28 protein-coding genes are annotated in these 26,952 nt (G+C 58.9%); 14 read left to right on the top strand and 14 right to left on the bottom strand.

Annotation, left to right across the window (positions count from 1 at the left end):
• The first annotated feature begins 16 nt into the window (after window positions 1-16).
• Window positions 17-1,591, top strand: a complete 1,575-nt coding sequence (locus POS17_RS16170; protein WP_060839510.1) for a sensor domain-containing diguanylate cyclase — start codon at window positions 17-19, stop codon at window positions 1,589-1,591.
• 95 nt (window positions 1,592-1,686) lie between these two features.
• Window positions 1,687-2,052 carry a DUF7677 family protein gene (locus POS17_RS16165; protein WP_060839509.1) on the top strand — a complete coding sequence of 122 codons (366 nt, stop codon included), beginning with the start codon at window positions 1,687-1,689 and terminating at the stop codon, window positions 2,050-2,052.
• A 129-nt stretch (window positions 2,053-2,181) separates the two neighbouring features.
• Here the strand turns inward: POS17_RS16165 and POS17_RS16160 are convergent, their stop codons facing one another.
• A complete protein-coding gene (locus tag POS17_RS16160; protein ID WP_060839508.1) occupies window positions 2,182-4,401 on the bottom strand; it encodes an OsmC domain/YcaO domain-containing protein in 2,220 nt (739 codons plus the stop codon).
• 176 nt (window positions 4,402-4,577) lie between these two features.
• On the opposite strand from POS17_RS16160, the gene POS17_RS16155 reads away from it, so the two are divergent.
• Window positions 4,578-4,979: a hypothetical protein gene (locus POS17_RS16155; protein WP_060839507.1), complete on the top strand. Its 402-nt coding sequence runs from the start codon at window positions 4,578-4,580 to the stop codon at window positions 4,977-4,979.
• 230 nt (window positions 4,980-5,209) lie between these two features.
• Here the strand turns inward: POS17_RS16155 and POS17_RS16150 are convergent, their stop codons facing one another.
• From POS17_RS16150 to POS17_RS16135, 4 genes are all read right to left on the bottom strand, one after another.
• Window positions 5,210-6,208 (bottom strand): NADP-dependent oxidoreductase, encoded by a 999-nt coding sequence (locus POS17_RS16150; protein ID WP_060839506.1) that lies wholly within the window; start codon window positions 6,206-6,208, stop codon window positions 5,210-5,212.
• Window positions 6,209-6,274: 66 nt separating this feature from the next.
• Window positions 6,275-7,144 carry an alpha/beta fold hydrolase gene (locus POS17_RS16145; RefSeq protein ID WP_060839505.1) on the bottom strand — a complete coding sequence of 290 codons (870 nt, stop codon included), beginning with the start codon at window positions 7,142-7,144 and terminating at the stop codon, window positions 6,275-6,277.
• Window positions 7,145-7,219: 75 nt separating this feature from the next.
• A complete protein-coding gene (locus tag POS17_RS16140; RefSeq protein WP_060839504.1) occupies window positions 7,220-8,008 on the bottom strand; it encodes an SDR family NAD(P)-dependent oxidoreductase in 789 nt (262 codons plus the stop codon).
• 54 nt (window positions 8,009-8,062) lie between these two features.
• Window positions 8,063-9,163 carry an alkene reductase gene (locus POS17_RS16135; RefSeq protein WP_060839503.1) on the bottom strand — a complete coding sequence of 367 codons (1,101 nt, stop codon included), beginning with the start codon at window positions 9,161-9,163 and terminating at the stop codon, window positions 8,063-8,065.
• Window positions 9,164-9,312: 149 nt separating this feature from the next.
• Here POS17_RS16135 and POS17_RS16130 point away from each other — a divergent pair, with 149 nt between their 5' ends.
• The 3 genes from POS17_RS16130 to POS17_RS16120 all read left to right on the top strand — a co-directional run bounded on the left by POS17_RS16130 (window position 9,313) and on the right by POS17_RS16120 (window position 11,071).
• Entirely contained in the window at window positions 9,313-9,900 is a 588-nt protein-coding gene (locus POS17_RS16130) for a TetR/AcrR family transcriptional regulator (protein WP_173655901.1), read from the top strand.
• Between the two features lie 170 nt (window positions 9,901-10,070).
• Window positions 10,071-10,613, top strand: a complete 543-nt coding sequence (locus POS17_RS16125; protein ID WP_060839501.1) for a hypothetical protein — start codon at window positions 10,071-10,073, stop codon at window positions 10,611-10,613.
• A 62-nt stretch (window positions 10,614-10,675) separates the two neighbouring features.
• Complete coding sequence (locus POS17_RS16120) at window positions 10,676-11,071, top strand: hypothetical protein (protein ID WP_060839500.1); 396 nt, start codon at window positions 10,676-10,678, stop codon at window positions 11,069-11,071.
• Window positions 11,072-11,152: 81 nt separating this feature from the next.
• On the opposite strand, the gene POS17_RS16115 is transcribed toward POS17_RS16120, so the two are convergent.
• The 3 genes from POS17_RS16115 to POS17_RS16105 form a co-directional block, all read right to left on the bottom strand.
• Window positions 11,153-11,935 carry a hypothetical protein gene (locus POS17_RS16115; RefSeq protein ID WP_060839499.1) on the bottom strand — a complete coding sequence of 261 codons (783 nt, stop codon included), beginning with the start codon at window positions 11,933-11,935 and terminating at the stop codon, window positions 11,153-11,155.
• A gap of 28 nt (window positions 11,936-11,963) precedes the next feature.
• Window positions 11,964-12,374, bottom strand: a complete 411-nt coding sequence (locus tag POS17_RS16110) for a hypothetical protein (RefSeq protein WP_060839498.1) — start codon at window positions 12,372-12,374, stop codon at window positions 11,964-11,966.
• A gap of 133 nt (window positions 12,375-12,507) precedes the next feature.
• Entirely contained in the window at window positions 12,508-13,293 is a 786-nt protein-coding gene (locus POS17_RS16105; RefSeq protein WP_060839497.1) for a helix-turn-helix transcriptional regulator, read from the bottom strand.
• Window positions 13,294-13,431: 138 nt separating this feature from the next.
• Between POS17_RS16105 and POS17_RS16100 the strand changes: the two genes are divergently transcribed.
• Both POS17_RS16100 and POS17_RS16095 read left to right on the top strand, forming a co-directional pair.
• Window positions 13,432-14,535, top strand: a complete 1,104-nt coding sequence (locus POS17_RS16100) for a polyamine ABC transporter substrate-binding protein (RefSeq protein WP_060839496.1) — start codon at window positions 13,432-13,434, stop codon at window positions 14,533-14,535.
• A 165-nt stretch (window positions 14,536-14,700) separates the two neighbouring features.
• Window positions 14,701-15,873, top strand: coding sequence for a contractile injection system protein, VgrG/Pvc8 family (locus POS17_RS16095; protein ID WP_060839495.1), 1,173 nt, complete (start codon window positions 14,701-14,703; stop codon window positions 15,871-15,873).
• A 7-nt stretch (window positions 15,874-15,880) separates the two neighbouring features.
• Here the strand turns inward: POS17_RS16095 and POS17_RS16090 are convergent, their stop codons facing one another.
• Together POS17_RS16090 and POS17_RS16085 are read right to left on the bottom strand one after the other, a co-directional pair.
• The gene (locus POS17_RS16090) at window positions 15,881-16,318 is read right to left on the bottom strand and encodes a hypothetical protein (protein WP_060839494.1); all 438 of its coding nucleotides are present in this window, start codon (window positions 16,316-16,318) and stop codon (window positions 15,881-15,883) included.
• A complete protein-coding gene (locus tag POS17_RS16085; RefSeq protein WP_060839493.1) occupies window positions 16,315-16,785 on the bottom strand; it encodes a DUF6896 domain-containing protein in 471 nt (156 codons plus the stop codon). The genes POS17_RS16090 and POS17_RS16085 overlap by 4 nt, the downstream gene beginning before the upstream one ends.
• A 133-nt stretch (window positions 16,786-16,918) precedes the next feature.
• Between POS17_RS16085 and POS17_RS16075 the strand changes: the two genes are divergently transcribed.
• The 3 genes from POS17_RS16075 (at window position 16,919) to POS17_RS16065 (ending at window position 18,986) form a co-directional block, all read left to right on the top strand.
• On the top strand, window positions 16,919-17,356 hold the full coding sequence (locus tag POS17_RS16075) for a hypothetical protein (RefSeq protein WP_060841950.1): 438 nt from the start codon (window positions 16,919-16,921) through the stop codon (window positions 17,354-17,356).
• A gap of 63 nt (window positions 17,357-17,419) precedes the next feature.
• Complete coding sequence (locus POS17_RS16070) at window positions 17,420-18,016, top strand: hypothetical protein (RefSeq protein WP_060839492.1); 597 nt, start codon at window positions 17,420-17,422, stop codon at window positions 18,014-18,016.
• Between the two features lie 532 nt (window positions 18,017-18,548).
• On the top strand, window positions 18,549-18,986 hold the full coding sequence (locus POS17_RS16065; RefSeq protein ID WP_231978956.1) for a tetratricopeptide repeat protein: 438 nt from the start codon (window positions 18,549-18,551) through the stop codon (window positions 18,984-18,986).
• A gap of 417 nt (window positions 18,987-19,403) precedes the next feature.
• On the opposite strand, the gene POS17_RS16060 is transcribed toward POS17_RS16065, so the two are convergent.
• Window positions 19,404-19,817, bottom strand: coding sequence for a hypothetical protein (locus POS17_RS16060; protein ID WP_060839491.1), 414 nt, complete (start codon window positions 19,815-19,817; stop codon window positions 19,404-19,406).
• A gap of 199 nt (window positions 19,818-20,016) precedes the next feature.
• Between POS17_RS16060 and POS17_RS31730 the strand changes: the two genes are divergently transcribed.
• The 3 genes from POS17_RS31730 (at window position 20,017) to POS17_RS16045 (ending at window position 21,667) form a co-directional block, all read left to right on the top strand.
• The gene (locus POS17_RS31730; RefSeq protein ID WP_148654965.1) at window positions 20,017-20,286 is read left to right on the top strand and encodes a hypothetical protein; all 270 of its coding nucleotides are present in this window, start codon (window positions 20,017-20,019) and stop codon (window positions 20,284-20,286) included.
• Window positions 20,287-20,701: 415 nt separating this feature from the next.
• Window positions 20,702-21,265: a hypothetical protein gene (locus tag POS17_RS16050; RefSeq protein ID WP_060839489.1), complete on the top strand. Its 564-nt coding sequence runs from the start codon at window positions 20,702-20,704 to the stop codon at window positions 21,263-21,265.
• Window positions 21,266-21,289: 24 nt separating this feature from the next.
• Window positions 21,290-21,667: a hypothetical protein gene (locus tag POS17_RS16045; protein WP_060839488.1), complete on the top strand. Its 378-nt coding sequence runs from the start codon at window positions 21,290-21,292 to the stop codon at window positions 21,665-21,667.
• 335 nt (window positions 21,668-22,002) lie between these two features.
• Here POS17_RS16045 and POS17_RS16040 read toward each other — a convergent pair whose 3' ends face one another.
• The 3 genes from POS17_RS16040 to POS17_RS16030 all read right to left on the bottom strand — a co-directional run bounded on the left by POS17_RS16040 (window position 22,003) and on the right by POS17_RS16030 (window position 26,659).
• The gene (locus POS17_RS16040) at window positions 22,003-23,055 is read right to left on the bottom strand and encodes a DUF3800 domain-containing protein (protein ID WP_060839487.1); all 1,053 of its coding nucleotides are present in this window, start codon (window positions 23,053-23,055) and stop codon (window positions 22,003-22,005) included.
• 87 nt (window positions 23,056-23,142) lie between these two features.
• Window positions 23,143-25,896: an AAA family ATPase gene (locus tag POS17_RS16035; protein WP_231978955.1), complete on the bottom strand. Its 2,754-nt coding sequence runs from the start codon at window positions 25,894-25,896 to the stop codon at window positions 23,143-23,145.
• A 499-nt stretch (window positions 25,897-26,395) separates the two neighbouring features.
• Entirely contained in the window at window positions 26,396-26,659 is a 264-nt protein-coding gene (locus POS17_RS16030) for a hypothetical protein (RefSeq protein WP_060839485.1), read from the bottom strand.
• Window positions 26,660-26,952: the final 293 nt, after the last annotated feature.

Here is a 26,952-nt window from a genome sequence, read left to right as displayed (position 1 = left end):
ACCCGGATGTCGTTCAATGCCTACCCGGCCCAAGCCCAAGCTCAATCTGCGTGTCCTGATTCTGGTCTTTGTGCTGTTTGCGGCACTGGCCACCCTGGCCAACAGCTTCTGGGTCATGTTCAAGATTCAGAAACAGGAACTGATTGACAGCGCCTTGCAAGTCAATCAGGCCTACGCCACGCGGATCGCCTCCGGTGTGGAGCAGGTGCTCAGCTCCGATCAGAAGCGCCTGGAATACGCGGCCGGCCTGCTGGGCGGGTCGTTCGGCGATGCCCGGCAACTGGAGGGCGAAGCCCGGCGCTTGCTCGGGCAGGACAACAGCTTCAACTCGGTGCTGGTCACCAATGCCGCCGGCACCATCATCGCTTCGGCGCCTGAACACCTGCATCTCAACGGCCGCTCCCTGCAAGACCCGGCGCCCCTGGAGCAGCGTCAGCCGATCATCAGCAAGGCCTTCAAGTCCATCGCCGGCAACCTGCTGGTCTTCGTTTCCCAGCCGGTGTTCGACAGCCAAGGCCAGTACCTGGGGCTGGTCGGTGGCAGCATTCGCCTGGAACACAAGAACGCCCTGCAAGACCTGATGGACCGCCAGGTGCGCCAGGATGGCGCCCATGTGTACCTGGTCGACGGCAACCGGCGAGTGCTCTATCACCCGTACCCCGAGCGCATTGGCGAGATCGTCGCCCGGGACCCGATCGTCGATGCGGCCTTGAGCCAGGGCGGTGGGGCGTTGCAGGCGCTGGATGCCCAGGGCGTGGAGATGCTTGCGGGGTTCGCCCGGGTGCCCAGCAGCGGTTGGGGGGTGATCTCCCAGCAGCCCCTGGGCAATATCCAGACCCTGCTGCAGGGAACCATGTCCAAAGTGGCCAAGGGCATACTGCCGCTGGGGTTGTTCGGGGTGGTGTTGATCTGGTGGCTGGGGGCGCGGATTTCGGCGCCGCTGTCCCGGCTGGCCGACAGTGCCAAGCGCCTGGACAGCCCGGACAGCTATGCGCGCATCAGCGCAATCCCGGCGCAGTATTTTGAAAGCTGGCAGATCCGCCGGGCGCTGCTGTTGGGCACCAGCCTGCTCCAGGAAAAAATCGGCCGGCTCAACCAGCAGGCGCAAAGTGATGCGCTGACCGGGCTGGCCAACCGACGCGCGATGCAGGACGCCCTGGCGCACTGGCAGCAGGTCCGCCAGCCGTTCGCCATCGTTTCCATGGACATCGATCACTTCAAACGGGTGAACGACACCTTCGGCCATGGCGTGGGGGATGAAACCCTGAGGGCGATTGCCGGCTTGATGAAGCAAAACTCCCGCGCCGACGACTTGCCGTGCCGGGCCGGTGGCGAGGAGTTCGTCCTGCTCCTGCCCAACAGTTCGCTGCGCACGGCCACCGAGGTGGCGGAGCGTCTGCGGGCCTCGATCGCCGCCGCGGACATCGACACCGTGGGCCACATCACGGTGTCCCTGGGCGTCAGTTTGTGGCAGCCCGGAGAGGGCTCGATCACCGCCGCCCTGGAAAAGGCCGACCAGTTGCTGTACCTGGCCAAGCAGGGCGGGCGTAATCGCGTGGTTGCCGAACAGCGCTCATTGGCCGTCAGCTAACGGCGAGTGCCTGCGCACGCGCCGTGCGCCTTGCCTGCAAAGCGGCCGCTCATTGAGAATCCGCCCCCGCCCGACATCAATCAGAGACGATCAGCATGCTTTACCCGAAGAAGCTCAGTCCGGAATTTTCCGGGGCCCTGCGCACGTTCAGTTTCTGGGTCGCCAACGGCACCCTCGGTTACCCGCTGCTGGAGGGCGTCGACTATCGCAGTTGCCTTGGCGAAGAACCGAGCATGCTGGAGATGGTCTACGCGATCTTTGCCAATGTGCTGGAGCTGGACGAGGAGGGCGTGCCGGTGAATGCCAAGTACGCCGAGTACCGCGCGGCGCAGTACATCCGTCAGTATTGCGATGCGGATTACACCGCGGTGCCGGCGTTCGAGGAGTGGGAGCAGGAGTTGTATGGCCCGCCGGAAAGAGAGGACCGCAAGCCCTGGCCGCCCGGGGCGCCCAAGGCCTGACGAGTCACTGTAGGAGCGAGCTTGCTCGCGATGGTCGCCAACGAAAACGCCGCGTTCACTGGGGAACGCGGCGTTCTTGAGGGCTTCGCGAGCAAGCTCGCTCCTACAGGTGCCGGGGAGGGCGGGGTGTCAGCGCTTGGCTGCGGTCCACTTGGCCCGTGCCGCGTGCAGCTTCTTGTAGCTGTCGATCAAGCGCAGGTGGCGGTCCAGGCCTTCGAGCTGCAGGTTGGTCGGGGTCAGGCCGTAGAAGCGCACGCTACCGTCCACCGAGCCGATCACCGCGTCCATCCGCTCGTTGCCGAACATGCGTCGCAGGTTGGCCTCGTAGTCGCCCAGCTCCAGTTCGTCGTCCAGCTCCACTTCCAGCACCGCGTTCAGCGCCTGATAGAACAGCCCGCGCTCGACGGTGTTGTCGTTGTACTGCAGGAACATCTCCACCAGCTCCTTGGCCGGGTCGAACTGCCCCAGGGCCACGTGGAGCAGCAGCTTGAGTTCCAGAATGGTCAACTGGCCCCAGGCGGTGTTGTCGTCGAACTCGATGCCGATCAGGGTGGTGATGTCGGTGTAGTCATCCAGCTCGCTTTCTTCCAGGCGCTCCAGCAGTGAGCGCAGACCGTCTTCGTCCAGGCTGTGCAGGTTGAGGATGTCTTCGCGGAAGAACAGCGCCTTGTTGGTGTTGTCCCAGATCAGGTCGTCCACCGGGTAGATTTCCGAGTAGTCCGGCACCAGGATGCGGCAGGCCGTGGCGCCCAGGTGCTGGTACACCGCCATGTAGACTTCCTTGCCCAGGCTTTCGAGGATGCCGAACAGGGTCGCGGCCTCTTCGGCGCTGGCTTGTTCCCTTTCGCTGAAGCCGCCCTGGCTGGTGAAGTCCCACTCGACGAACTCGAAGTCCGCCTTGGCGCTGAAGAAGCGCCACGACACCACGCCGCTGGAGTCGATGAAGTGTTCGACGAAGTTGTTCGGCTCCATCAGCGCCTGGCTTTCAAAGGTCGGCTGCGGCAGGTCGTTCAAGCCTTCGAAGCTGCGGCCCTGGAGCAGTTCGGTGAGGCTGCGCTCCAGCGCCACCTCGAAGCTCGGGTGGGCGCCGAAGGAGGCGAACACCCCGCCGGTGCGTGGGTTCATCAGGGTCACGCACATCACCGGGAACTGCCCGCCCAGGGAGGCATCCTTGACCAGCACCGGAAAGCCCTGTTCTTCCAGGCCCTGGATGCCGGCCAGAATGCTCGGGTACTTGGCCAGCACCTCCTGCGGTACGTCCGGCAGGGCCAGCTCGCCTTCGAGAATCTGCCGCTTGACTGCGCGCTCGAAAATCTCCGACAGGCACTGCACCTGGGCTTCGGCCAGGGTGTTGCCGGCGCTCATGCCGTTACTGAGGAACAGGTTCTCGATCAGGTTGGAAGGGAAGTACACCACCTCGCCGTCGGACTGGCGCACGTAGGGCAGGCAGCAGATGCCGCGCTCGATATTGCCCGAGTTGGTGTCGTACAGATGGGAGCCGCGCAGCTCGCCATCCGGGTTGTAGATGGCCAGGCAGTGCGCGTCGAGGATCTCCTTGGGCAACTCGTCCTTGCGCCCCGGCTGGAACCAGCGCTCGTCCGGGTAGTGCACGAACTCGGCGTTGGCGATGTCCTCGCCCCAGAACTGGTCGTTGTAGAAGAAGTTGCAGTTCAGGCGCTCGATGAACTCGCCCAGGGCCGAGGCCAGGGCGCTTTCCTTGGTCGCGCCCTTGCCGTTGGTGAAGCACATCGGCGACTGCGCATCGCGGATATGCAGCGACCAGACGTTGGGCACGATGTTGCGCCACGAGGCGATTTCGATCTTCATCCCCAGGCCCGCGAGGATCCCGGACATGTTGGCGATGGTCTGCTCCAGGGGCAGGTCCTTGCCGGCGATGTAGGTGCTCTGGGTCGCGCTCGATGGCGGCATCAGCAACGCCTGGGCGTCGGCGTCGAGGTTTTCCACTTCCTCGATGATGAACTCGGGGCCGGTCTGCACCACCTTCTTCACCGTGCAGCGGTCGATGGAGCGCAGGATGCCCTGGCGGTCCTTGTCGGAGATGTCCGCCGGCAGCTCGACCTGGATCTTGAAGATCTGGTTGTAGCGGTTTTCCGGATCGACAATGTTGTTCTGCGACAGGCGGATATTGTCGGTGGGGATGTTGCGGGTCTGGCAGTACAGCTTGACGAAATACGCCGCGCACAGCGCCGAGGACGCGAGGAAATAGTCGAACGGCCCCGGCGCCGAGCCATCGCCCTTGTAGCGGATCGGTTGGTCGGCCACCACCGTGAAGTCGTCGAACTTGGCTTCAAGTCGAAGGTTGTCGAGAAAGTTGACCTTGATTTCCATGGGGGCACCGGCGTGACGAGGCAAAAAATGGCGGGCATTATCCGGGATTTTGCGCGCCAGTGGGGCGGTTTTTGGCGATGGGGGACCGATGGGCCTAGATCGGTGGCCGCAAGTCAATGAACAGGGCGTTTGGCAGGTGCCAAGGTCGGCCATTCGGATAAAAGGTATGCGGGGCAATGACCACAGTGTTGAGTGAGGCTGATCTTCAGCGGGTGTTGGAAACCATCGAAAACGGCTCCAGCCAGGAGCTGAATCTTCTCCATGAGGGATTGCGGATCGAACGGTGCGAGCTTTTGAACCAGGTGGCCATTGCCGTGGCCCGGCTCTTTACCAGCGCTCGCCGCGACTTTCATGACTGCGATGCAATCATGAACACCTTGTTCAGCGACATCATCGATGTGTCCTTGAGCGCGGACATGCCTGAGCCGGCCTTTTCCATCTATCTCGCGTTCGATGCGGGGGAGTATTGGCATCGAGGTGACGCGCAGGATGTCATGCCCTGGGAGAAGTGGACGCGGCCGGAGCTGGAAAGGATTTTGCGGAAGCTAGGTGCTGCAGAAGCGGGTGGTGCGCACTAGGCAAATGTCCGGGGGAAGAGGGCGGGATCGCCCTGTTTCCTCCTACTGCTCAAGCATCAGGCTGCGCCAAACGATCGCTCGCGGTTCAACAGGCACCACGTCCGGTTGCCGTGCCTGCCTGTTCCGCTCCGGCGCTGACGTCGCCGGATTCTGCTCTGGCGATGACTGGCAAGGCGCTGGAAGGTGCTCAGGCTCGGCCCGCTCGGTTGAGTCATCGGTCGATGGAGTCGTCATTTGATCCTGACCACGACCTTGCCCTTGGCCCGGCCCTGCTCGACGTACTCCAGTGCTTCTGCCGTGGCTGCAAAGGCGAAGCTGCGATCAAGCACCGGCTTGAGGACTCCCGCCTCAATCAGCGCGGTGATCTGTTGCAGTTGGACTCCATCGGCCCGCATGAACACAAAGGCGTAGCGGATGCCCAGCTTGCGTGCCTTGCGCCGGATACCCCAGCTCAGCAGGCGCATGACCTGCTGCAATGGCCAGGACAAGCCTTGCTCCTGGGCGAACTGCACGGTGGGGGGACCGGAGATGGAGATCAGCTGGCCGCCGGGCTTGAGGACCTTGAGGGATTTTTCCAGGACGTCGCTGCCCAGGCTGTTCAACACCACGTCGTAGCCATGCAGGACGCTTTCGAAGTCCTGCTGCTTGTAGTCGATCACCTGATCGGCGCCCAGGGCTTTGACCCATTCGACATTCGCCGTGCTGGTGGTGGTGGCGACGAAGGCGCCGAGGTGTTTGGCAAGCTGGATGGCAAGGGTGCCGACCCCGCCCGCGCCTGCATGGATCAGCACTTTCTGGCCCTTTTTCAGTTGGGCGGTTTCCACCAGCACTTGCCAGGCAGTGAGTGCGACCAGAGGAATGGACGCGGCTTGGGTCATGTCGATATTGGCCGGTTTCAGGGCAATCGCGTCTTCGTGCACGGCGATCAGTTGGGCGAAGGTTCCGATCCGCTCCTGCGGCGGTCGCGCGTAGACTTCGTCTCCCGGCTTGAAGGCTTGCACCTGCGGGCCGACCGCAACCACGACGCCCGCCAGGTCATTGCCCAGTATCAGGGGCAATGCGTAGGGCAGGATCAGCTTGAATTCGCCGTTGCGGATCTTTGAGTCCAGCGCGTTGACGCCGCTGGCGTGCACCTCGATCAAGACGTCGTGGGCACCCACCTCGGGGGCGGGCACTTCGCGCATGTGCCCGGTGTTCTTGCCATAGCGATCAATTGAAAATGCCTTCATCGGTGTGCGGCTCGTGTCGGTTGTAAAAGGGGGCCGGTGCTTGGGTGGCGTGGTGCTCATGGGGGCTCAGTCGTCAAGGAACGCCAGGGCCTTGGCCACGAAGTCAGCGTAGTACTGGAAAATGCCGCCGTGCCCGGCATCCTCGTACATCACCAGCTGTGCGTTGGGGATACGCTTGGCCAGGGCATGGGAGTTGACGCTGGGCACCATGATGTCGTTGTCGCCATTGACGATCAGCGTTGGCGCCTGCAAGCGCTCGAGAGACTGCGGCGCCTGTCTGCCCCACGCGGTGATGGCTTGCAGCTGCCGCAGGAAAGCGCCGGGCGTCGGGCCCTTGTCGCGATGCTTGCTGCGGGCTTTGAGGCGTTGCAGATACTCCGCGGCGGCTCGACGACCCTGGGGCGTCGAGGTAAAGAACAAGTAGAACTTGGGATCGCGCAAGGTCAGCAGGCCTTTGAGCATCAAGGGCCAGGTCACCGAGCCGACCTGGTCGATACCGCTGCCGCCGGCCGGCCCGGTGCCGGTGAGAATCAAGCGACGCACCGATTGCGGGGCCTTCAGGGCGATGTCCTGAGCGACGAAGCCGCCGAGTGAAAAGCCCAGTACATCGACGCGCTTGAACCCCAGGGCCTGTATCAGCTCGATGGCGTCTTGCGCCATTTCGCCGACCGTCAGTGGCGCGCTGCCACCCGAGCCGCCGATGCCGCGATAGTCGGTGGTGATGACCCGCCGGGTCTGGGCCAGTCCATCGATGATGGCCGGGTCGAAGTGGTCCAGCACCGCGCCCCAATGGTTAAACAGCACCAGGGGCACGCCGCCCGCGGGACCGGTATCGCGGTAGGCGAAGGGAATGCCCCTGACCATGATCGACTGGTTCGCCGCGTTGATGAACGAGGTCTGCACAGCCGGGGTGCGAGTTGTCTGTATGGGATTCATTGCTACTCCGAACAGCGGAGCGGATTCGTCGCAGTGCCTGCCGCGAATCCGCCGCGAATGCTCGCTATCTGACGATCATTGTTGGGCCTGGTAACGCTGGGCAACCTCGGATTGACGGATCTGCCCCAGCAGGGCCTGACGCGCGTTCTGCAGGTCATCCCAGCGTTCGGCCTGTTGCAGCGGCGGGATGGTCACCGGTTCGCGCCGATCGAAACCGACCAGGGCGGCATCCACCAGATCGCCGACTTCCATGATGTCGCTCAGGGTGTTGATGTCGACGCCTGAGCGGTCCCAGATCTCCGTGCGGGTCGCCGCCGGCAGCACGGCCTGCACGTACACGCCCCGGGGCGCCAGCTCCAGGCTCAGGCCTTGGGAAAGGAACAGCACGAAAGCCTTGGTCGCGCCATACACCGTCATGCCGAACTCCGGCGCCAGGCCCACCACCGAACCGATGTTGATGATCGCGCCGTCGCCGGCCTTGGCCAGGCGCGGGGCAATGGCACTGGCCAGGCGCACCAGCGCGGTGGTGTTGAGGGCGACCAGTTGCGCAACGCTGTCGGTGCTTTGCTCGATGAAGCTGCCGGACAGGGCGGCGCCGGCGTTGTTGACCAGGATGCCGATTCGAGCGTCGTCGCGCAGGCGGGTTTCCACGGCGGTCAGATCGCCGGATTGGGTCAGGTCCGCCGCGATGACATCGATGGCGACCCGGTGTTCGCTGCGCAGTCGGGCGGCCAGTGCGTCCAGGCGTGCCTGATCGCGGGCGACCAGCACCAGATCGTGGCCGCGTTGCGCGAAGCGCTCGGCGTAGACGGCGCCAATGCCGGTGGAGGCGCCGGTGATGAGAACGGTAGGGCGAGTGCTCATGGATTCATCTCTCTTTCAGGGGTGGCAAAGGCAGGTTGTGCGATCAGGTAGGGCTCAGCTGGCGCTGGTGCCCGATTCAGCCAAGGTCGGGTAGTCGATATAGCCCGTCGCGCCGCCGCCATAGAGCGTGGCGGGATTGAAGGCGGACAGCGGCGCGCCGCTTTGCAGGCGCTCCACCAGATCCGGGTTGGCAATGAACGGGCGACCGAAGGCGATCAGATCGGCCTGGTCTTCGGCCAGCCTCGACGTCGCCAACTCCAGGTCATAGCCGTTGTTGGCGATGTAGGTGTTTTTGAAGCGCTGGCGCAGGGCGCTGAAGTCGAACGGCGCCACCTCGCGCGGACCGCCGGTCGCCCCTTCGACCACATGCAGGTACACCACGCCCAGGGCATCAAGTTGATCGACGAGGTAATTGAACTGCGCCTGCGGATCACTGCTGGAAACGTCGTTGGCCGGCGACACCGGTGACAGGCGTACCCCGGTGCGATCCGCGCCGATTTCGTCGATCACAGCTGCCGTCACCTCAAGCAACAGACGGGCGCGATTTTCAATCGAACCGCCGTAAGCGTCGGTGCGCGAGTTGGCGCTGTCCTTGAGGAACTGATCCAGCAAATAGCCGTTCGCGCCGTGTATTTCCACGCCGTCGAACCCGGCAGCGACAGCGTTTGCCGCGGCCTGGCGGAAATCGGCGACGATCCCCGGCAGTTCGCTGATGTCCAGCGCGCGGGGCTCGGAGACGTCCTCAAAGCGGTTATTGACGAACACCTTGGTGGCCGCGCGCAGCGCGGAAGGAGCCACGGGGGCGGCGCCGTTTTCTTGCAGATCAACGTGGGATACGCGGCCGACATGCCACAGTTGCATAAAGATCTTGCCGCCCTTGGCATGCACCGCGTCGGTCACCGTGCGCCAGCCATCAATCTGCGCCTGGGTGTAGATCCCGGGGGTGTCCTGATAGCCCTGGCCCTGCTGGGAAATCTGCGTGGCTTCGCTGATCAGCAAGCCTGCGCTAGCGCGTTGGCTGTAATAGGTGGCCGCGAATTCGCTTGGAACAAAGCCTTCGCCCGCGCGGTTGCGTGTCAGTGGCGCAAGGACGATGCGGTTCGACAGCGCGAGGGTGCCAAGGGTGTAAGGGGTGAACAGATTCTGATCGGTCATCGGGTGTCTCTTCCGTGCCTGGTGGTGGAGGTCGGTGGTGCGTGCAATTAGGATGATGATCGAAATCTAAACTGTCAACGGTTTTGATTATGGTCGACATCTATGTATGATTGGGGCCATGATTTCCCAATGAACATGAGGTATTGCACGTGAGAGTGAGCAAGGCCCAGGCGCAGGCCAATCGAGAGCACATCGTTGAAACGGCCTCTGAACTGTTCCGTGAGCGCGGCTTCGACGGGGTCGGCGTGTCGGATCTGATGGCGGCGGCCGGTTTCACCCACGGCGGCTTCTACAAGCATTTCGGCTCCAAGGCCGACCTGATGGCCGAAGCCTCGGCCTGCAGCCTGTCCAAATCCCTGGCCGCGGCGGCGGCGCTTGATGTGCCGGGGTTCATTGATGTCTATGTGTCGAGAGCGCACCGGGACCGGCGTGGCGATGGATGCACCATGGCCGCGTTGGGAGGCGATGCGGCGCGTCAGTCGGATGATCTGAAAGCGACGTTTGCCGAAGGGATCGAGCACACCCTGCAGATCCTGGGGGAGAAATACCCGACCGGGCCGGACGCGCTGGCGGGCGAGGGCAGAAAGAAAATGATCGACCTGCTGTCACGTGCGGTCGGTGCGGTCCTGTTGTCGCGAGCCTGCCCGGATGATTCCGCGCTGGCGGATGAGATTCTTGAGGTGTGCCGCGCTGAGATGTTGGCGTCGTTGCCGGTTGATAAAGGTGAGTCGGCGTAGAGGGGCCACATGCCAAGGCCCTGCGCTTGCGAGGAGCCTGCGTTCGGTTAAGGGTGGATGGATGAAAGCCTATTTGGCTCGCCTTCTTTGGAGGTCTCAATATCTTGAGCAAAAAACGGGGCGATTCAGACGCTACAATATGCCCTTCATATCGTGAGGGTGTCGTATAAATGAGCAAGGATGTGACGGATGCGATTCAGAAGGCGAAGCCAGGGATTGCAAAGTACCTAGCGCTGATGAACCGATACGGCCAGGTGAACGTAACCTCAGATATAGACTTCCAACGTGCGTATAACGGCTTTTACAGAATGCGTCAGCGGACGCCGCTCTACTACCAGGCCTACTATCAGCTTATGGAGCAGTTGCGGGGTAGCAAGCCGGGCTTCGATACGGTGATTGATGCGCTTTACGCCGCGACCGGCCGTTTTGAACCATCGTTCTCCAGCAAGATGGTTGCGACTCTTGATCCTCACAAACCTGTTTGGGACATGTATGTGTTGCAAAATCTCGGTTTGAAGGCACCTACCGGCAACAGCAAAACGAAGCTCGACGATTTGAAAAAATGTTATCTCGCTATCGAGGGCTGGTACCAAGATTTCCTCGGCACAAGCGAAGCTCGAAGCTGGATTCAACAGTTCGATAGCCTGGTTGCAGATCATGCACATTTCACTCAGTTGAAGAAGATCGACCTGATCCTCTGGCAAACCCGTTAACCCGCTACGAGACAACGATGCGTGCGTCCTGAAGGACTCATGCAGGCGACAACGGAGAGTCTATGCCCGCAGAAATAAGTCAAAAGGATGGACTGACGCTGACCATCCTGCCATGCCCAAGCGGCCGGCCGGGCTGTGTTCTGGTTCGGCTCACCGGCACTGCGCTGCAAGCAGAAATAGCTTCGGAAAAAAACTCAGCGGGGGATGTGCCGCAACCGCTGGAGGAGTTCTTCATGCTGGCAGCGCAACTTGAAGAGGGCGTTACTCAAGATTGGCTTTCTGAAGGCCAGGACTTGGCCTTCTCTGCCAGCAAAGACCCATTTTTTACGGAGGGTGTTTTTTTACGCATCTACTTAGGCTCAACGTCAGATGACGATTGTAATTGGCAGATCAATGGGTCGTTGTTGCTCACCCCGACCCAAATCGCTCTGTTTGCCGAAAAGCTGAAGCAGATTTAACCGATCGGCTTTTCTAGTCGATTCATGACCCGTCTCGGCCACCATCAATCGTCTGCTGTGGCAGTGCCCTTTCTCCGAGCGTCATTCCACGTAACGCAGCCACAGGTGTGTCCGGTCGCGGATCGCTGGGACGACTGCTGAAATCATCGTTTGCCGGTTCTCCTCAGGGGTGTTGTAGAGCGCACAAAAATCGCTCGCCACTGCGTTGGCTACGCTCAGGTCGGCAGGCACTGCACGCAGGAAGCCGAGGTAAGACGCGCCAACCCCCATCAATTCATAACCGTGGGCCTGGGCGAAATGGCGCGCTACCGCATAGTTTTGCGCAGGGCCCAGGTCGCAACTGAAATAGCCGTTGGGAAACGCCGCCAGGGCCTGGCAGGCATGTTCGACCGGAACCAGGAGTGCCGAGAGGGGCTGGTCGAGCAGTGACACAGGGAGGTCCTGATAGTCCATCCATTCCTGCAGGGCGGGCGGGTCAAGGGTCAGGCCGTGGGCGCACGCGTCTTCGAACGAGCTGCCTGCCACCAGATCGGTGAAGTTGCGCAAGCAGATCGCGAACTCGGCTTTGGTGGTGGGATAGCCCAGGTATTCGCCCTGTTCGAAGCACTCTGCCGGTAACTGGGCGATGTCCTGTTCCGAGGCATCGTCCAGCCCCAGGTTGTTGCGTGCATGCCCGGAGGTGTAGCGGGCCTGGGGCAGGTCATCCAGCGAGAGCAGGGGCCTGAAGCCCGGGTGGTTGCCAGCGATCTGGCGGTAGGCGTCGATCAGCTCGTCCAGGCTGGAAATGCCGCTCAGGCTGTACTCATCGCAGGTGCCGGCAGCGGGGTTGCCAGGCATTGCGTTACCGCGAAATTGGATATCCATCGAAGGGCTACCTGCTTGCTGTTGATGTTCAGGTGAATGATTCAGCCTTTCTGCGCGCCAGCGAACCTCCCGCTAGCACCGCCGGCATGATGGCCAGGCAGCAGGTGAAATGCACCCAGCCCATTTGGCTTCCCGAGAAGAACCCCACCGGTATGCCCCAGACCAGCAGGATGATGACCCCGACCCAGATGGCGGGACGCAAGGTGCGGGTCGCCTGGGTCCGGGTGCTGACAAATCCGCCAACGCCCGCCGCGAGGGCCCAGCCAAGCACCGTCAGCCATTGAACACTGTTGATGCTGACCAGTTGATCGTGCTGTTGTCTCCAGCCCGGTTCGCCCAGCGCAACGAACGCAGGAGGGAGAAACTGTGAAATGGCCAGCCCGAACACAGGCAGCACCAAAGCGCAGGAGAGCAGGCCGAAGACAATGGCTTTAAACATGGGGTGTTCGACATCCGTGTTGAGAGGGGCTTGGAGGGTGTTGCTGATGGGATGCGGGGTTCGTGAGGCATCCAGGCTGAGCAGTGGTTTGTTTACGGCTTCCCGGGAAGGAGCGTCAGCGAGGTTGTTGGCGTCAAGAGAGCACCTCCTGTTTGGGCATGAAGAAGCGAGCGAAGAGTTCGGATTGTGACTTGATGTTCAGCTTGGCGTAGATGTTACGGCGATGAACCTTGACGGTTTCCGCGGAGAGGGAGAGTTTGCCGGCGATTTCCTTGTTGGAGAAGCCGCTGAGCAACAGCCGCAGTACATCGCTTTCCCGCGTGGTTATCTGGGTGCCCAGTTGGCCGATGGTTTCCGGCCATTGCGGCGGGGCGGCGAGGCTCTTCTCCAGATCGATCTCAAAGCACATGCGTTGATGCATCAGAGCCATCACCCAAGGCTTGATGAGGTCGAGCATGGTGATTTGTTCTTGATTGAAACGAACCCGGCTGCCAATGGAAATGCACAGGGTTCTATCGGCATCCAGTTGCACGTTGTATTGCACTTCATCCATGGAAATGTATTGGGCGAAGTACTGGTGGTAGTACTCGGTTTCAACGAAGTATTCCGGGGCAATGTCCAATAAGTGAAAGAAGCCGCTTTGCGGGTTTTCCCGGTTGGCGATGTAAAAGGGGTCCAGCAAGTAAAGTCCCTTTACATATAGATGAGTGAAGGCGTCCACCTCTTCCACATCGGCAATCTCGGGAAGACTGATCACTTGCACCTGTTGATTGCTGAAGATCAGTACAACCCAGTTATCGATCTGCACATATTCATTGAGCGTACGAATAAGCGAACTCCAGAAGTCTGGACGGTTCAACTGCATGATCAGTTTTCCAATCGATCGATGCCAGGCCAGGCTATGAAGGTCGAGTGGCATTTTCTACCCCTTTAGGGTTAGGGAATCGTGGGTCAAGGGTAAGTATTTGGAGGTATTTACTATTGGCTTGGGCTCGGTATATTCGCTTGCAGGATTTACGACAGCCATGAGGGCACGTCGTCTGGACAAGGATGTTGCATGAGAAAATCACCTTTGCGAACCGTTTTTTCAGCCGCGCTTCTCTGTGCCGGGATCAGCACATCGGCAGGGGCGGCAGAGCCCGGAATGTACTTGTACAACTGGTTCGGGCTGCTCGCGCCGGAAACCCCAAAAGAGTTCGAGCAGGCCACCGGCACCCGCATTCACATGGATGCCTTCGACAGCGCCGAGATCATGCAGAGCAAGGTCATGGCCGGGCGCACGGGGTATGACGTGGTGGTGGCGACCTCCAATGTGCTGCCCAGCCTGATCCAGGCCGGAGTGCTGCAGCCGTTGGACCCGGCGCAACTGAGCAATCTGTCCCACGTCGACCCGGACATCCTGGCCCAGCTCGCGGTCAATGATCCGGGCAATCGTTACGCGGTGCCCTATCTGTGGGGCACCACCGGGATCGGCTATGACGTGGACAAGGTCAAAGCGGCGCTGGGCGACGATGCGCCGGTCAATAGCTGGGACCTGATCTTCAAGGAAGAGAACATCAGCAAGCTGAAGTCCTGTGGCGTGGCCATGCTCGACTCGCCCAGCGAGATCATTTCCATCGCCCTGAACTACCTTGGGCTCCCGAGCAACAGCAAGAACCCGGATGACTACCAGAAAGCCCAAGCCCTGCTGTTGAAAATCCGTCCCTACATCCTTTATTTCGACTCGTCCCGCATCGACGCCGACTTGGCGGACGGCAACATCTGTGCGGTGGTGGGCTGGGCCAATGGTGCGCTTGCCGCCCAGGCCATCAATGAAAAGTCCAACACTGGGCGCCGGATTACCTACAGCCTTCCGCGTGAAGGCGCACTGGTCTGGTCGGAGAATCTGGTTCTGTTGAAAGACGCTCCGCATCCCAAGGCCGGCATGGCGTTCATCAACTACATGTTGCGCCCGGAAGTGATTGCCAAGACTTCAAATCACACCCTGTACCCCAATGCCAACAAGGATGCCACGGAGTTTGTCCAGCAGAAGTTGCGCGACAATCCCTGGATTTATCCAGACAAGCAAACGGTTGCCACACTGGTTCCACTTGAGCCGCTGCCATTGAAACTGGAGCGGATCCGAACTCGGGTCTGGACCAAGGTGAAGAGCAGCATCTGATTTCGTTGAACTCTTCATCTTCTGCCCTGTGCAAGTTTCATCGCCAGTGCGGGCTCATTATTTAAAACATTCGATGAAATGTACTGGCCATGCGGAGAACAACTTTTCCGCATGGCGGTTTGTGCCTGCGTCCATTCAACACCTCAAGCAACAGGAGAACAGTGGATGTTCAGCCCAGCCCATCAAACGCACTTCAGCTTGACACTCGACGCACTTGATCAGGAGGTTCAAGTGCTTGCCTTCACCGGCGAGGAGGCGATCGGCAAGCCTTACTTCTTCAAGGTGGAGTTTGTCTGCGAGCGACCAGAGCAGGAGCTGCAAAGCCTGGTCGACAGCGAGGCCTTTCTGGCCTTCGACCCCCAGGGCAACGGCGTTCATGGACGCATCTATCACATCGGCAAAGACACTGAGCATTCGCATCCGCAGCGCTACAACCTGGCCCTGGTCCCGCATCTGTCCTACCTGCGCCATCGCACCAACCAGCGCATCTATCAACAGTTTTCGGTGCCGGCCATCGTCGCCTTGATACTCGAAGAACACGGGATCCTGGGGGACGCCTACCGCTTCCAGCTGGGTTCCACCTACCCCAAGCGTGACTGCTGCACCCAGTTCGGTGAAACGGATCTGCATTTCATTCAGCGCCTGTGCGAGGAGGAGGGGATTCACTTTCACTTCCAGCACAGTGCTCAAGGGCACGTGCTGGTGTTTGGCGATCATCAGGCGGTCTTCCCGCGGATCGAGCCCGCCACGGCGGTCATGCCCGAGCCCGCCAGAGCGATCAGCCCGCCGACCGGCGAGTACCGCCGCGCGGCTTATCGTCAGGTGGAGGGGCAGGGTTCGCGCACCGAACTGCACAGCGGCCATGTTGTGGACCTGTGCGGCGCCCCTGGCCAGGAGCGCAATGAGGCATGGCTACTGACTCGGGTCATCCACGCAGGCGGCCAACCGCAGCTGTCGGACGAGTACGCCGCCGACAACCCGAGCGCCGGGGATGGCCGGCAGTCGGGTTACCGCAATCGTTTCACGCTGGTGCCCTGGGACCTGGCCTACCGTCCGCCTTCGGCGCACGAAAAACCCCAGGTGAGCAGCCAGACCGCGGTGGTCATCGCGGTGGACGACGAGGCACTGCGCGGTGATCGGCGCCTGGCAAGGCTCAAGGTCAAGTTTCCCTGGGACCGCGAAGGACGGTTCGATGACAAAAGCAGTTGCTGGCTTGGGGGCGCCGCCAATTGGCGCTGCGCAACGACCCCGCTGCGAGCGGGCGTGGAAGTCAGAGTCACCTTTCTTGAAAGCGACCCCGATCAGCCCCTGATCAGCGGTTGCCTGTGCTGTGGCTAGCGCCCGGTCATTGCCCGGCGCTTCTGGCGGCGAAGGTTTCGCCGCTCAGGATGATGACGTTGTCTCTTGAGTGGATGCTGGTGATGCTGTTGATCACCACCTTGAGTGCGCTTGAGTTCGGCAACAGGAAAAAAAACAACTCGAAATGCAGGTAGTCCTGGATCAGGCGCGCCGCCAGGTCCGGATGGTCTTGCAGCAGCGCCCTGAAGCTTGGGTAGTCCAGCTCTGCCAGTTGCGGAATGTCGATAAAGCCTTGGGCCAGATCGTCGGTTCTGCATTCGGCGTTGAAGGTGTCGGCGACATCAAGAAAGCCTGGCGGCAGATCGCTGTGCTTGATGCGCAGCTCATAGGGCGTTGCCGGGATCGACAGCGCCTCGCCGAAGCCCAGGCTGCGATAGCCGACGGTTCGCGGGTCGATGAGTTGGCCGGCTGAGGTGAACTTCATGATGGGCTCTCGGGTTGCTCGGGTGCTGAAGGGGTGGGGCTATCTTCGAGCCTGCCCGCTTGGGGGTTGGCGGTTGCGAGGTAGTAAAGGATATAGCCCGAATACACCAGCGAGCCGGCTGCCACTTCCTGCTCGAAGCACTGCTTGAGCTCATCCTCATCGGTAAAACCGTACTGCGCGAGCCGGTTCTCGGCAAAGCCGGCGAGCCTGCACAGGGTGACGCCGTCGATCTCGCCCTGCTCGCCAAAGTCGAAGCTCACCGTTGCCGTTGGCAGGTGAACGGCGCAGCCATAGCCGTGCTTGAAGTAACGAACGCCGCCAGTCAGCTGCCCTTGCTCCGGAATGTCGAGCCCCGCCCAGTCGCTGTTGCTGGCGGGGAGGGGGATGGCGCATTGCTGCATCAACTCGACGGCGCAGCGGACGCTGGCCTGGTAGTCGCACACAAGCAGGGCGAGGCGTGGGTTCATGGGGATGGGGGGCGTGGTCAAAGGGGCAGACAATTCCAGAGTTTGCAGCGCGACACAAGCGGCGAGGCTGCAGGATGCGCGAAAGGACCGTGATGTCGGTATATTCGCCCGGACGAATTTTGGAGCCGAAAACATGGGGTTCTCCACCACTGTCTGGGAGTGGTACGGGCAGGATGAGTACAAGCGGGTGCTGGCGGTGGGCGAGGCGATCGATGCCCTGGGGTTTCTGGCACTGGATGCGCAGGCTCAGCAGGCCAGCATCCCTGATTGCCCCGCCTGTGAGGCCTGGTCCATGGCGATGTTGCCGTTGGAGGCGCTGCTAGCAACGTGCGCCAGTGCCTTGCCGGATGAAGTTCGGGCTGGGCTGCAAAGCCTCTGGGGGCAATGCAATGGGTTGTCCGAGGCGGCCTTTCATTGTGGCGATCGGGGGATCTTCGAACATGGGCAGTGGCAGTTGCTGCGGGAGGCGGCTGGACAGTTGCTGGCGTTGATGGAGGAGGCGCAGTTGCGGCCCTTTCTGGAGGAATTGAGGGTGGATTGTCGAGGCAAGGTGTATGGCCTGAAGCCTTGACGCCCGTATTGGCCTGAGGCTGTTAACGAAGGCTGCAACCCATGACTGAGTGCAAAGAAACGCATGTTTGACGAGCTGATATTTACCGGTGAAACGCCTGCAAAAGATGATGCCTATGTGGGCGGCGGGGCATGCCTGCCGACTGATCTGGCTTGGCCCCGTTCGCCTGATGGAGTACCGCTGACCCACCTCATGGCCTTTCCTGGACGTTGGTTTTCAGAGGCCTTGATTGATGGGGGGTATTGGGTGTCGGTTTTTGTGCCGTACCTGCCGGGCGAGGTTGGCCACTATCGAAAGTTGCGTGCCGTCCAGGGACGCTCGGAAGCGGTTGTCATGGGCTATGTGCGAACCGGTTCCGAGCGGCATGAGGCCGCTCAGCCGATTTCAGATCGCGGGACGGTGCGGCTGGGGGTGAATGGCGACGCGGACGATGATGAAAACCTGGCTTCCAAGTTGGATGGTGTGGACGCCTGGCTGCAGTCGCCTGTTTTAGCGGGGGCAGGGAGCAGAAGGGTTTCCATTTATGGGGGCGATCTGGATAGAGCGCTGCCTGAGCATAAAGGCGTGCTTTCGGATGGCATGGGGTATCTGTTTCTGGATGAGGACTTTTCAGAGAGGGCAGGCGCGGGGATTGGTCGGTTCTTTTTGCAGTTGGGGTAGGGCGATAGGGCGCTATTGAACTGATGCTCAGAAAGGCAGCATGGAAACGCCCTGTCACTTGGTCGGAGCTTTGCCTAAGTGTCTGCGGTTCTTGGAAGCTAGCAGGGCTAGGGGCACTCTAAATGCGGTTTGGCGAGCCGAGAGAGACTATGGGTGTTGGGCCCTGGGGGGAAAGTCAGGTGACTCTGTAAGTTCTGTAGGATTGCGCTACGGGGTTTGGCGGTTTGAGAACCGGTCAGTTCTCTCGGGGTTTATCCGTTGCTGCGTTCATGGTGACTTGGGGGTTGAGTTGGATGGTAGGGAAAGGAGCCGCGGCTATTCCAGGCGACTGTTGCTGTGGTAATTGGGTGCGGTTCGGGTCTTCTGTGACGCGATGTGCCAGAAGATCGTGGCCACAGGCGCTGATGTTTGACGAGTTAATTTGTCCCTGTGAGAACCCGCAAAAGATGATGTTTATGCTGGTGGCGGGGTACACCTGCACAAAGACCTGACTTGGCCCTATGTTTGGCTAAAACAAACCGATGGAGTGGTAATGATGAACAATGACGGGGAATTAAGTCCGGACCTTTACGAAGAAATCAAACAGCTCAGTGCCGCTGGCGACCTGCTGGCTGAGTCGGGTTGTTTTGAAGAGGCTATTGGCCAATACAACAAAGCTTGGTTGTTGATCCCTGAGCCCAAAAACGACTGGGAGGCTGCAACTTGGATTCTGGCTGCTATCGCGGATGCTTGCTTTCTATCAGGATTCAAGACCTCAGCCCGTGAAGCTTTGCAGTATGCAATGACCTGCCCAGGAGGTATTGGTAATCCTTTTTTGCATCTGCGACTCGGGCAGGTCCTGCTTGATGAGGGTCAAGAAGACTACGCAGCAGATGAGCTGATGCGTGCATACATGGGGGCGGGGGCGGATATTTTTGCTGCTGAAGAGGAACACTATCTGGTCTTTCTCAAGACGCGGGCCAATCTCTGATTTTTTGTGAAATTCAGGTCTGTAATGAGACAAAAGCGCCGCATCATTTCTGCCTACTGCTTAGGCAGGCTTAGTTCTGGGCCTCATGGGGCTCTCAGTGTCTCTTGCGAGGAGATGCGCCAGAGCCCAACAGCGGTTGCAGGCGCTTGATCAGTTCTTGGGCGGTGTTGTGGTGCTCGGTGCGCAGCCAGTGCTTGAACAGTTGCTGGTTTTACTGCCGGGACAACTGCGTGGCCTGCAGCAATAGCGGTGCATAGCTGAAGTTCAGTGGCAACAGGCGTTTGAGAACGTCGATTCGCTCAGACGCCGTCAGGCTCGGCAGTCATTGTTGGCATTGTTTGTCCATGGCGCTGGTGCCGGTGTTGTGGGCCAGTTGTTCGGGAGTGAATTGCATCTGCGGCTAATACTTTTGGCTCATTAGAAGAACAAGGCGCACTGCGCCTCTTGCGCCTGCAAACGCAGAATCAGGCCCGAGGTGAATTCAATCACCAGGTGATGATCCGCAGGGAACTGGTCCGAGAGGTAGAAGGTCTCGGTGGCGGCGCCGGCTTCCACCACGCCTATGGCATGCACGCAGCCCAGGTCGCTCTCGAAGGCATTCAGCTCTCTGGCATCGGCGCAGAAATAGCTTAGTTGACTGAAGCTGAGGATGATCTGGCGTGCCTCTTCGGCGGGCACCCAGTCTTGTTGCAGACGGTTGAAGGTCAGTGTCAGCGAGCCTTTCAGGACGTCGTGTTGGACAGCACTGGCGTTATAGAAGTTATGCAGATCGTAGGCGCGTTCCTGCACTTCGACTTCGATATGCCCCAGGAGGAAGTTGTGACAGTGCATAGGCTGGCTTGATCTCTCTATGGAGGGCGGGTGGAACGGGCCGAGCCGGGGTTCGGTTTTTGTGTTGTACTTGCCGGGCGAAGTTGAGCATTTGACAACGGGTTCAAGTCGTTCGCTTTGCTCACCGAAACGGGTTGAAGCTCGTCTCTCAACCAAGCGTCAAATGGCAAATTAAAGTCGGTAGCATGGCCGAGAATAAATGAAATTCAATGATGGTGACAGGGTAAAAGTTAAGCCTCACTTGTGGTGGCCGAATGGCGGAGTTGGAGTGGTTTCGTTACCTCCTGAATATATAAAAGAAGCCCTGAGTGGTGAAGTGGAGTTATCTGCTACTCAACGAACTATGGCTGGAAGAGACAGAATTATTACCAGCGTATGGATTGATTTTGACGAGCCGGCAATGGACGGCAGTGATGACGGCCCTTACCTCGGTGACGAGGTTCTCTTGGAATATTTGGAACATGTATAGGGTGGAGTTTAAAAAGTAAGACGGTCTGGCAGATTGCACTTCGCTTGTTTTTGTCCGCGAAAATGCTCGTGCTCATCGACTCAGTTTTGATCCGTAATGAGCTCGCAAAAAACTGAAATACGAAGCGCCTGCAGGGCCATTTAGCCAATCTGTTGCGTCGACCGGTTGAATCCTCAACCCAAGGCAAACTTTGGTTGAGGACAGCTATCGGCCACTTGCGGACGTTCCTCGGCCACCAGGGCCAACGCCATAGCCCACCTGGCGGCGCAGCGAGGGTTCCGCGGGCTTGCTCCATGGGGGGCTTGCGACCGCTGTTTTCGTCAAAGGCATAGGACGGATGTGCTAGATAGCCCTTTGCAACGTGCTCAGGGGGCGAAGCTATTGCCTTCAAAAATAACGGCAAAGGACCGCCCCCATGATCGCTTTTACAAGGCAGCTTTTGCCTGCCGCATTACTGTGTAGTGCCCTCGCTGCCCAGGCGAGCGAAGTGCTGAAGGGCGACTACTGGGTCGTTCACCACCAGGGGGCCTTGGGTAAGAATCAGGTCTTCATCGCCGACGGCGACCCCACTCACATCGTCAATCGTCCAGGTGGCGCGAAATCATTGGGTGTCTATCAACTTTACGAAGAGCCCGGCAAACCCAACTTCACCGCTTACGATGTCGAAATCGATTGTGCGAAGAACCGCGTGCGCATCATGGGTGCGGCGGATTTTCGCAGCGTGTTCAATGATTTTCGCAACGTGAAGTATTCCAGCCAGTGGCAGAGCAAACCTGACGCCTGGCTGGCACAAAGCCGTGACTTTGTCTGTAAGCCGACTGAACGCCAGGCCAAGAAGATGGAGCACTTGGGTGTGATGCCCGCGTCGCAAATGAGCAAGGCAGGGCCGCAGTTCTTCGAGATATTGAACCGCGAGGCGGCCAAGGCGGCCATCATGCAGAAGATAGATGAAGGGTTCGCGCAGATGTCTGCCAAGTAACCTGGCCTTCAGGGAGAAGACCTTATGAACCGATTGTTTATGTTGGCCCTGCTCGCCACCTTGCTCAGTGGCTGCGCATCATTGTCGGCCAGCAGTGCCTGGAAAGATCGCCCGGTGGGCGAACTGATCGACTTCTTCGGCGTGCCAAGGCAGATCATGGTGGCGCCGAAGGAAGATATGGTCGTGCTCAGATATGTACGTGACAGTAGCTATGTCTCACGTGAAGCAGCGGGTACTTACACGGGGCCGCAGAACGGGCAACTTGTGCATGCAGAATACTGGGAAGACGTGCAGCACTCAGGCAGTTGCGAAATCAATGTGTTCGTCAACAGAGCGCGACTGGTGGAGAAGGTGCGAACTAAAGGGCGTTGTGTAGCGGTCCAGATGACGCCGGCAGGGTAGGAATGGGCCACTGGCGAGGGCAGATTCCACGAACATGCGCATCAGGACAGTGGTCGTCGACCTGCGCTACGGGCGCGTGTATGGCCCACTTTGGGGTTCAAGGAGATCGGCAACCATGTACCAGGTCTCATCTGAGAACTCGTAACGCTTTGCAATTGCAGAATTCCTTCTTGTAGAGGAGTAGGGGTTCTACAAAAACTGAGCTAACGAGGGGCCATGATTGGAGTTCCGGTTTTTCGTACAGAGTCTCCCAAAGCTGCCTTTCACGGAGGGCAGGAACCGGCCAAAAGCAGCCGTCTAATGAGGATAGCTTTCCACCCGAAGCGGAATATCACTTAGGGCTTACTGAGTTTTTTGCCAAAATAATCTATGACCTCATTGGCCTGCGTACCCTGGCGGAAACGTTTCTGCCCTTCGAAGTCAGTCGAAGGCAGCATGTGGATTATCTGATGATCCGCGTAGAGGGACATAACATCATGAGGATTCAACCCTCCGGCGCGTTGTCCCGTAAGTGTGTTAGTCGCCTCAATGGCAGCACCAATCATTACGTCCGCCAGCTGTACTGCAGGACTGCTCCTTGAGTCGACTTGCGTCACTGACTGGAGCTTGAGTGGAAAGGTGAGGCTCGCGATCTCCGATTGGCGAAATGTGACCTCGTCCTTGTGATTAATAAAGCGCAGCAGCAAGTCATGGTAAGTGAGCAGGTTCTTGGACCGATCATGTTCAACCAAGTAGGGACCATCAGTTATGACTTCCATCCGGCTTATCAGCGATTGCAACACCACAAAAGCGGCGTCAGTGGTGACACCTGATGTGGCGATCGCTTGAAGGCATTCCGGCGCGGCATACTTCGCCAAAGGCCCCAACGCCTCCGGTAGTTCCTGCCAGCGCGTGGCGCGAGCAGCTGCTACGAGGTCAGCTAGTGCTGCTGGGCTTTTTTCCTTTACGGCGCGTTGGAAAAAAAAGAGCAACTGCTCAAAGGCTGCCTCTCCTAGAAGAGTGGGGCCCGCCACATAAAGCAGCGACCCGAGCGCATAGTTCTGACCATCCTTATAAAAGTCGCATCCGCGCTCGTAGTAGTACGGCTCAACCGCGTAATCTAGAAACATCAGTAGCAGCAGAAATCGCTTGTCACAAACGTACGTAACACACTTGTGATGGGTCAGGACATCGCGCATTAACGCCAGAAGCCGTGGGTGATTGGCTGACCGGCGTGACAGAGCCCGGTACTTGAGCTCTTCCGCTTGTAACTTAGGAAAGTGCTCTTGGATCAAGCGTCCGGCCTGATCGTCATCAATGGCAATGGCCGCGGCCCCTTGAAACCTCTGCTCAAGATTTAGCAGGTCAAATCCGGTATAGCCGCTTTCGTCGACTCTGAAGCATTCCATATGCAACTCCCGGAGGTCGTCGACAGCACTGGAAGAGCCTAGCTCTTCATTCTTACGTGCCGCAGGGTCACTGATGGCTGAGGACAGTTATCGCGGATTGACCGCGTCAGCGACCGCTTGCGTAACTGCCGCCTGGGCGGCTCCAGCGATAGCAACAGGCATTGAGCCAAGCCGAAGCTGATTCATCCTTTCAAGGGTCTCCACAATGGTGCGGACGAGGTTCGGATCGTAGTCATCTCTGTCAGCCTCCTCGTGGACTCCTTTGTTTAAATACGTCCATACGTTCGATTGAACCGGAACACCTATGACGTCACCAAGCCCTTGAACGAGGACTGGCTTGTCCTGATGCACAAATGTTCTGGCGTCTTCGAGCCGTTTTTTCAAAGCCTCGCAGAGATTTCTCAGATTTGGATCCGCCCCTCGGCCAGCTAACGGCAGGGTTATTACACCGAGATCGTTCTTGCCTAGCCACTTCCAAATCTTGTCCGTGAGCATCTCCAGGGCCTGCCTAGAAGCACCCAACGCATTGCGCCAATCACCAATGTCCAAGGCGGCACGGGCCTGCTCCAGGTAGTTGAAGGTGATCTCGTTACCTTTTACCTGCGGTCGGTGATCCCCGATGTGAGGCATGAAGTAGTAGGCCGTCCATTGGCCTTTCTCGACATGATTCTGCAGATCCTTGATGAATTCGCTGCTGTGGCACGTGACGATAATTTGAGTTGCTGCGAAGCGATAGCTCTGGAAAATCGCCTCTCTGATGCCTTCACGGTGCTCGGTGTCAATCGCGTTGATCGCATCATCAAAGATGATCGTCGGCGCCTGAATATGCAGTGCCTTTGCAAGAAGGATTGCCACACCCAGGCAACGAACATGCCCCTCGCTGAGGACGTGCAACGCATCTACCCTGGTCTCTGGAGCTGCGCGAAACGCCAGTCCGATGCGCTCGTCTTCGTTGGTCGGCAGATAAAGTGCCGCTAGTTTGTCGCCCTCATGATCGCGTCTATTGAATTCGTTGTAGATCTCCAGAGCGACAGTGTTAAGCCCCGCTATGAGCGCACCGGGAAGCTCTGATCTGAACTGCCTGAGTAGCCTCAAGAATTCGTCGTAGGCCGCTTTAATGCGTAGACCGAGTGCTAGATGCGCTGCCTCTTGCTGCACTGCATCGATGAGCGCTGCGTTTGCTTGGTCAAAGTTGGCAATTGTCTGTCTAGCTATGCCAACTAGTCGGGCCACCTCAGCGCGGCGTGTTTGAAAACCAGCTACAGCTTGCGCTGCCTGAACGAGTCGAGTGCGCTCATGTGCCAGTGCCGCGCGATCTGCCAGTGCCTGGTTTGTCTGAGCATCAATCCTTTCGCACTCGGCTGCTAAGTCGACGATTCGTTGCGCCATCGAAGGCGTATCGCCTTGTTTTACATAGCTCGCTTTCCACCAGGCAGTACTGTGGTCAGCACCAGGTGACGCGAGATATCGCAACCTGTCATCTACATGATCAGGGTGGGCACTAACTCGCTGACCGAAGGCAGTTAAAAGCCCCTCCAAACCTCGGGAAGTACGTTCCCATTCGCCTCGCACTGTGTTTTTTTCAGCCTGCAAGTTGGCGAGCTCTTGAAGCTGAGCCAGACCGTTACGTGCCTGCATGTATGGGTCACGTACAACGTGATAGTCACCATTGATTGGCGTCCCACAAGCGGGGCAGTTATCGGGCGACAAGGCTTGTAGGCCAAGAACCGCGTTGTACAGATTTTGGAAGGAGGTCTCACCAGTCTTTGCAGTGAGCCTTTTGTCCACATCCTCAAGCCGCTCATGCTCACGATCAGCAGCCTGATATGCCATAGCTAACGCGTTGTTGCTGACGCCATAAACACCTGGTGTTGGCCCATCCAGTTGCGCATTGAGGTAATGCAGACGACCTGGAGCTGCATCGTTGCCGATGAGTTCAAGAAGCTGCTGGTACGAAAGGCCGGCAGCATAAGCTCCGGCATAGGCAGCTTCCTCTTGCGCGATTGCCTGAACTGCTTGGAGCTCGCCATTTATTGTCGCTTGATCGCGCTGCAGCGCTGCACGCTGTGTTTCCAACTCTTGCTGTTTGATCGCAACTAGGTCGAGCTGCTGGTCCATCGACTCGTTGAAGTTAGTGACGAAGTCATGGAACTGCTCCATACCAAACAGGGCCGCTATCAGATCCTTCTTTTCGCCTGCGCTCTTAGCAGCAATTCGCGAAAAGTTATCTATGCGGTTTTTCTCAACGAAGCAGAATCGATAGGCTTCTGAGTCCGCTTGCACTGTCGACACCTGACCGTCCGCGCCTCGCGCAGCGAGGACGGGAGCTTCATACCTATTTTCGTGAAGGTTCGCGAAATAGCGCTGAGGAGGGATTCGCTTAGCCGACGCCTCATCTACGGCCCCCAACAGCGCCAGCTCTAACGCTTCGCAGAGGCTCGTTTTGCCGCTGCCATTGGGGCCGTAGAACATGGTAATTCGTTGAGGAAAAATGAACGTCTCAGCCACTCGGAAGCCACGAAAAGGGCCGACGGTTAGACGATCCAATGCGCTCCACGCCCACTGGCCAACAGTAACCGCCCCAGCAACTGCGGGAGGCGTGAAATCTGTCTTGAGCAGAGACTCTCTAGCCTTAGCAGCCAATACCACCGATCGGCGGCTCAGAGCGCGCGAGTTCGCGGCTACAGTGTCGAAATTTTGGTCGACCAGATTTGCAAACCGTCGAGTGTCTTCGGTAGCACCGCGTTCTGGAACATGAAGCCAAGCTAGGAATTGCTGGTAGTCATGCCGAGCCGAACTCATATCGTTTACTCCTGTAAACGTACCGTGGTCAACATCCAATCGTTGCGATAATTCCGACCCCATCTTCTGATGCCGAAATCGAATTGGTAACAGCGTTGAATTCAATAACCCCAAGCGAATTCAGGGGCTAAGTGCGCGATGTCGAGATAGCACTATCGAACTCAAAGCCCCCGCAGGCTGGCTTCGGTGATAGCAACATTGAATTGATCCGCAGAGGCGCCATGCATGATCACGATCCGAATGCTTCGCTGCCAAAACTGTTTGCCTATGAGGTTGACGAGAACTACGAGGAAACCTGAGCCGAAGGCATGACCTACTAGACCGCTTTCCCAGCGCCCATGCCATTCTCTGGCACAAGCCCGGTGTGCATGTTCTTAGCATAGAATGAAATCCAAGCTACATCAGAGTTATAGCGGCATGTCGTGAAGCGCTGCTTCTGGCCGATTGCAGCCACTTTTAAAAGACTTTTCCCCCCTAAAAAGTCCAAGACCCCATTTGCAACGCTCCGCGCTACCAAGCAGCGCGGAGCGCTCAGGCGTCAGGCTTGAAGGCGCCAGCCCATCACTCCCAACAGGTCGCAACTGTCACGCAGCAGAATCGCCGCTGCGTTGGAGATATGTCGCAGATCGGTGTCGTCAGCATTCTTCAGTTCTGCGCGGGAGAGGCTTTCCAGCAGTTGAGTCACGGCCAGTAAACGTGCGGCACCGTTGGCATGCAGCACGTCCAATGGTGCGGTCTTGTCTATAAACAGGCAGGGAATCAGGCAGTCGATGCCGGTGATGGGGATGTATTGCTGAGTCATGGGAACCTCCGCTTGTGGGTAAGGGAGCTGTCCTGTCGTCGCCAGTCGAATAGGTGGCAGCTATACGCGGGTTGGCGAGCCGACTCATCCCACAATAATCGGCAGATCCGAGGATCTCCCGCGTACAGCCGCCATGAAAGATCGCCGTGAACATAATGGGTCCTCGGCAAAGGTTGCAAGCGGAAGCGCCTGTGGGTGAGTAGCCAGGTCGCCAAACCCGGTCGCCATTGGGGCGAGTGGGGACTATGGGCGTTGGGTCTTGGGGGGACAAGTCAGACGCGTCTGCAAGTTTT

It is taken from the genome of Pseudomonas sp. Os17 (assembly GCF_001547895.1).
Classification (GTDB): Bacteria; Pseudomonadota; Gammaproteobacteria; order Pseudomonadales; family Pseudomonadaceae; genus Aquipseudomonas.
The sequence above is the reverse complement of the archived record's forward strand: the minus strand, read 5'-3'. Positions and strand labels throughout refer to the sequence as shown.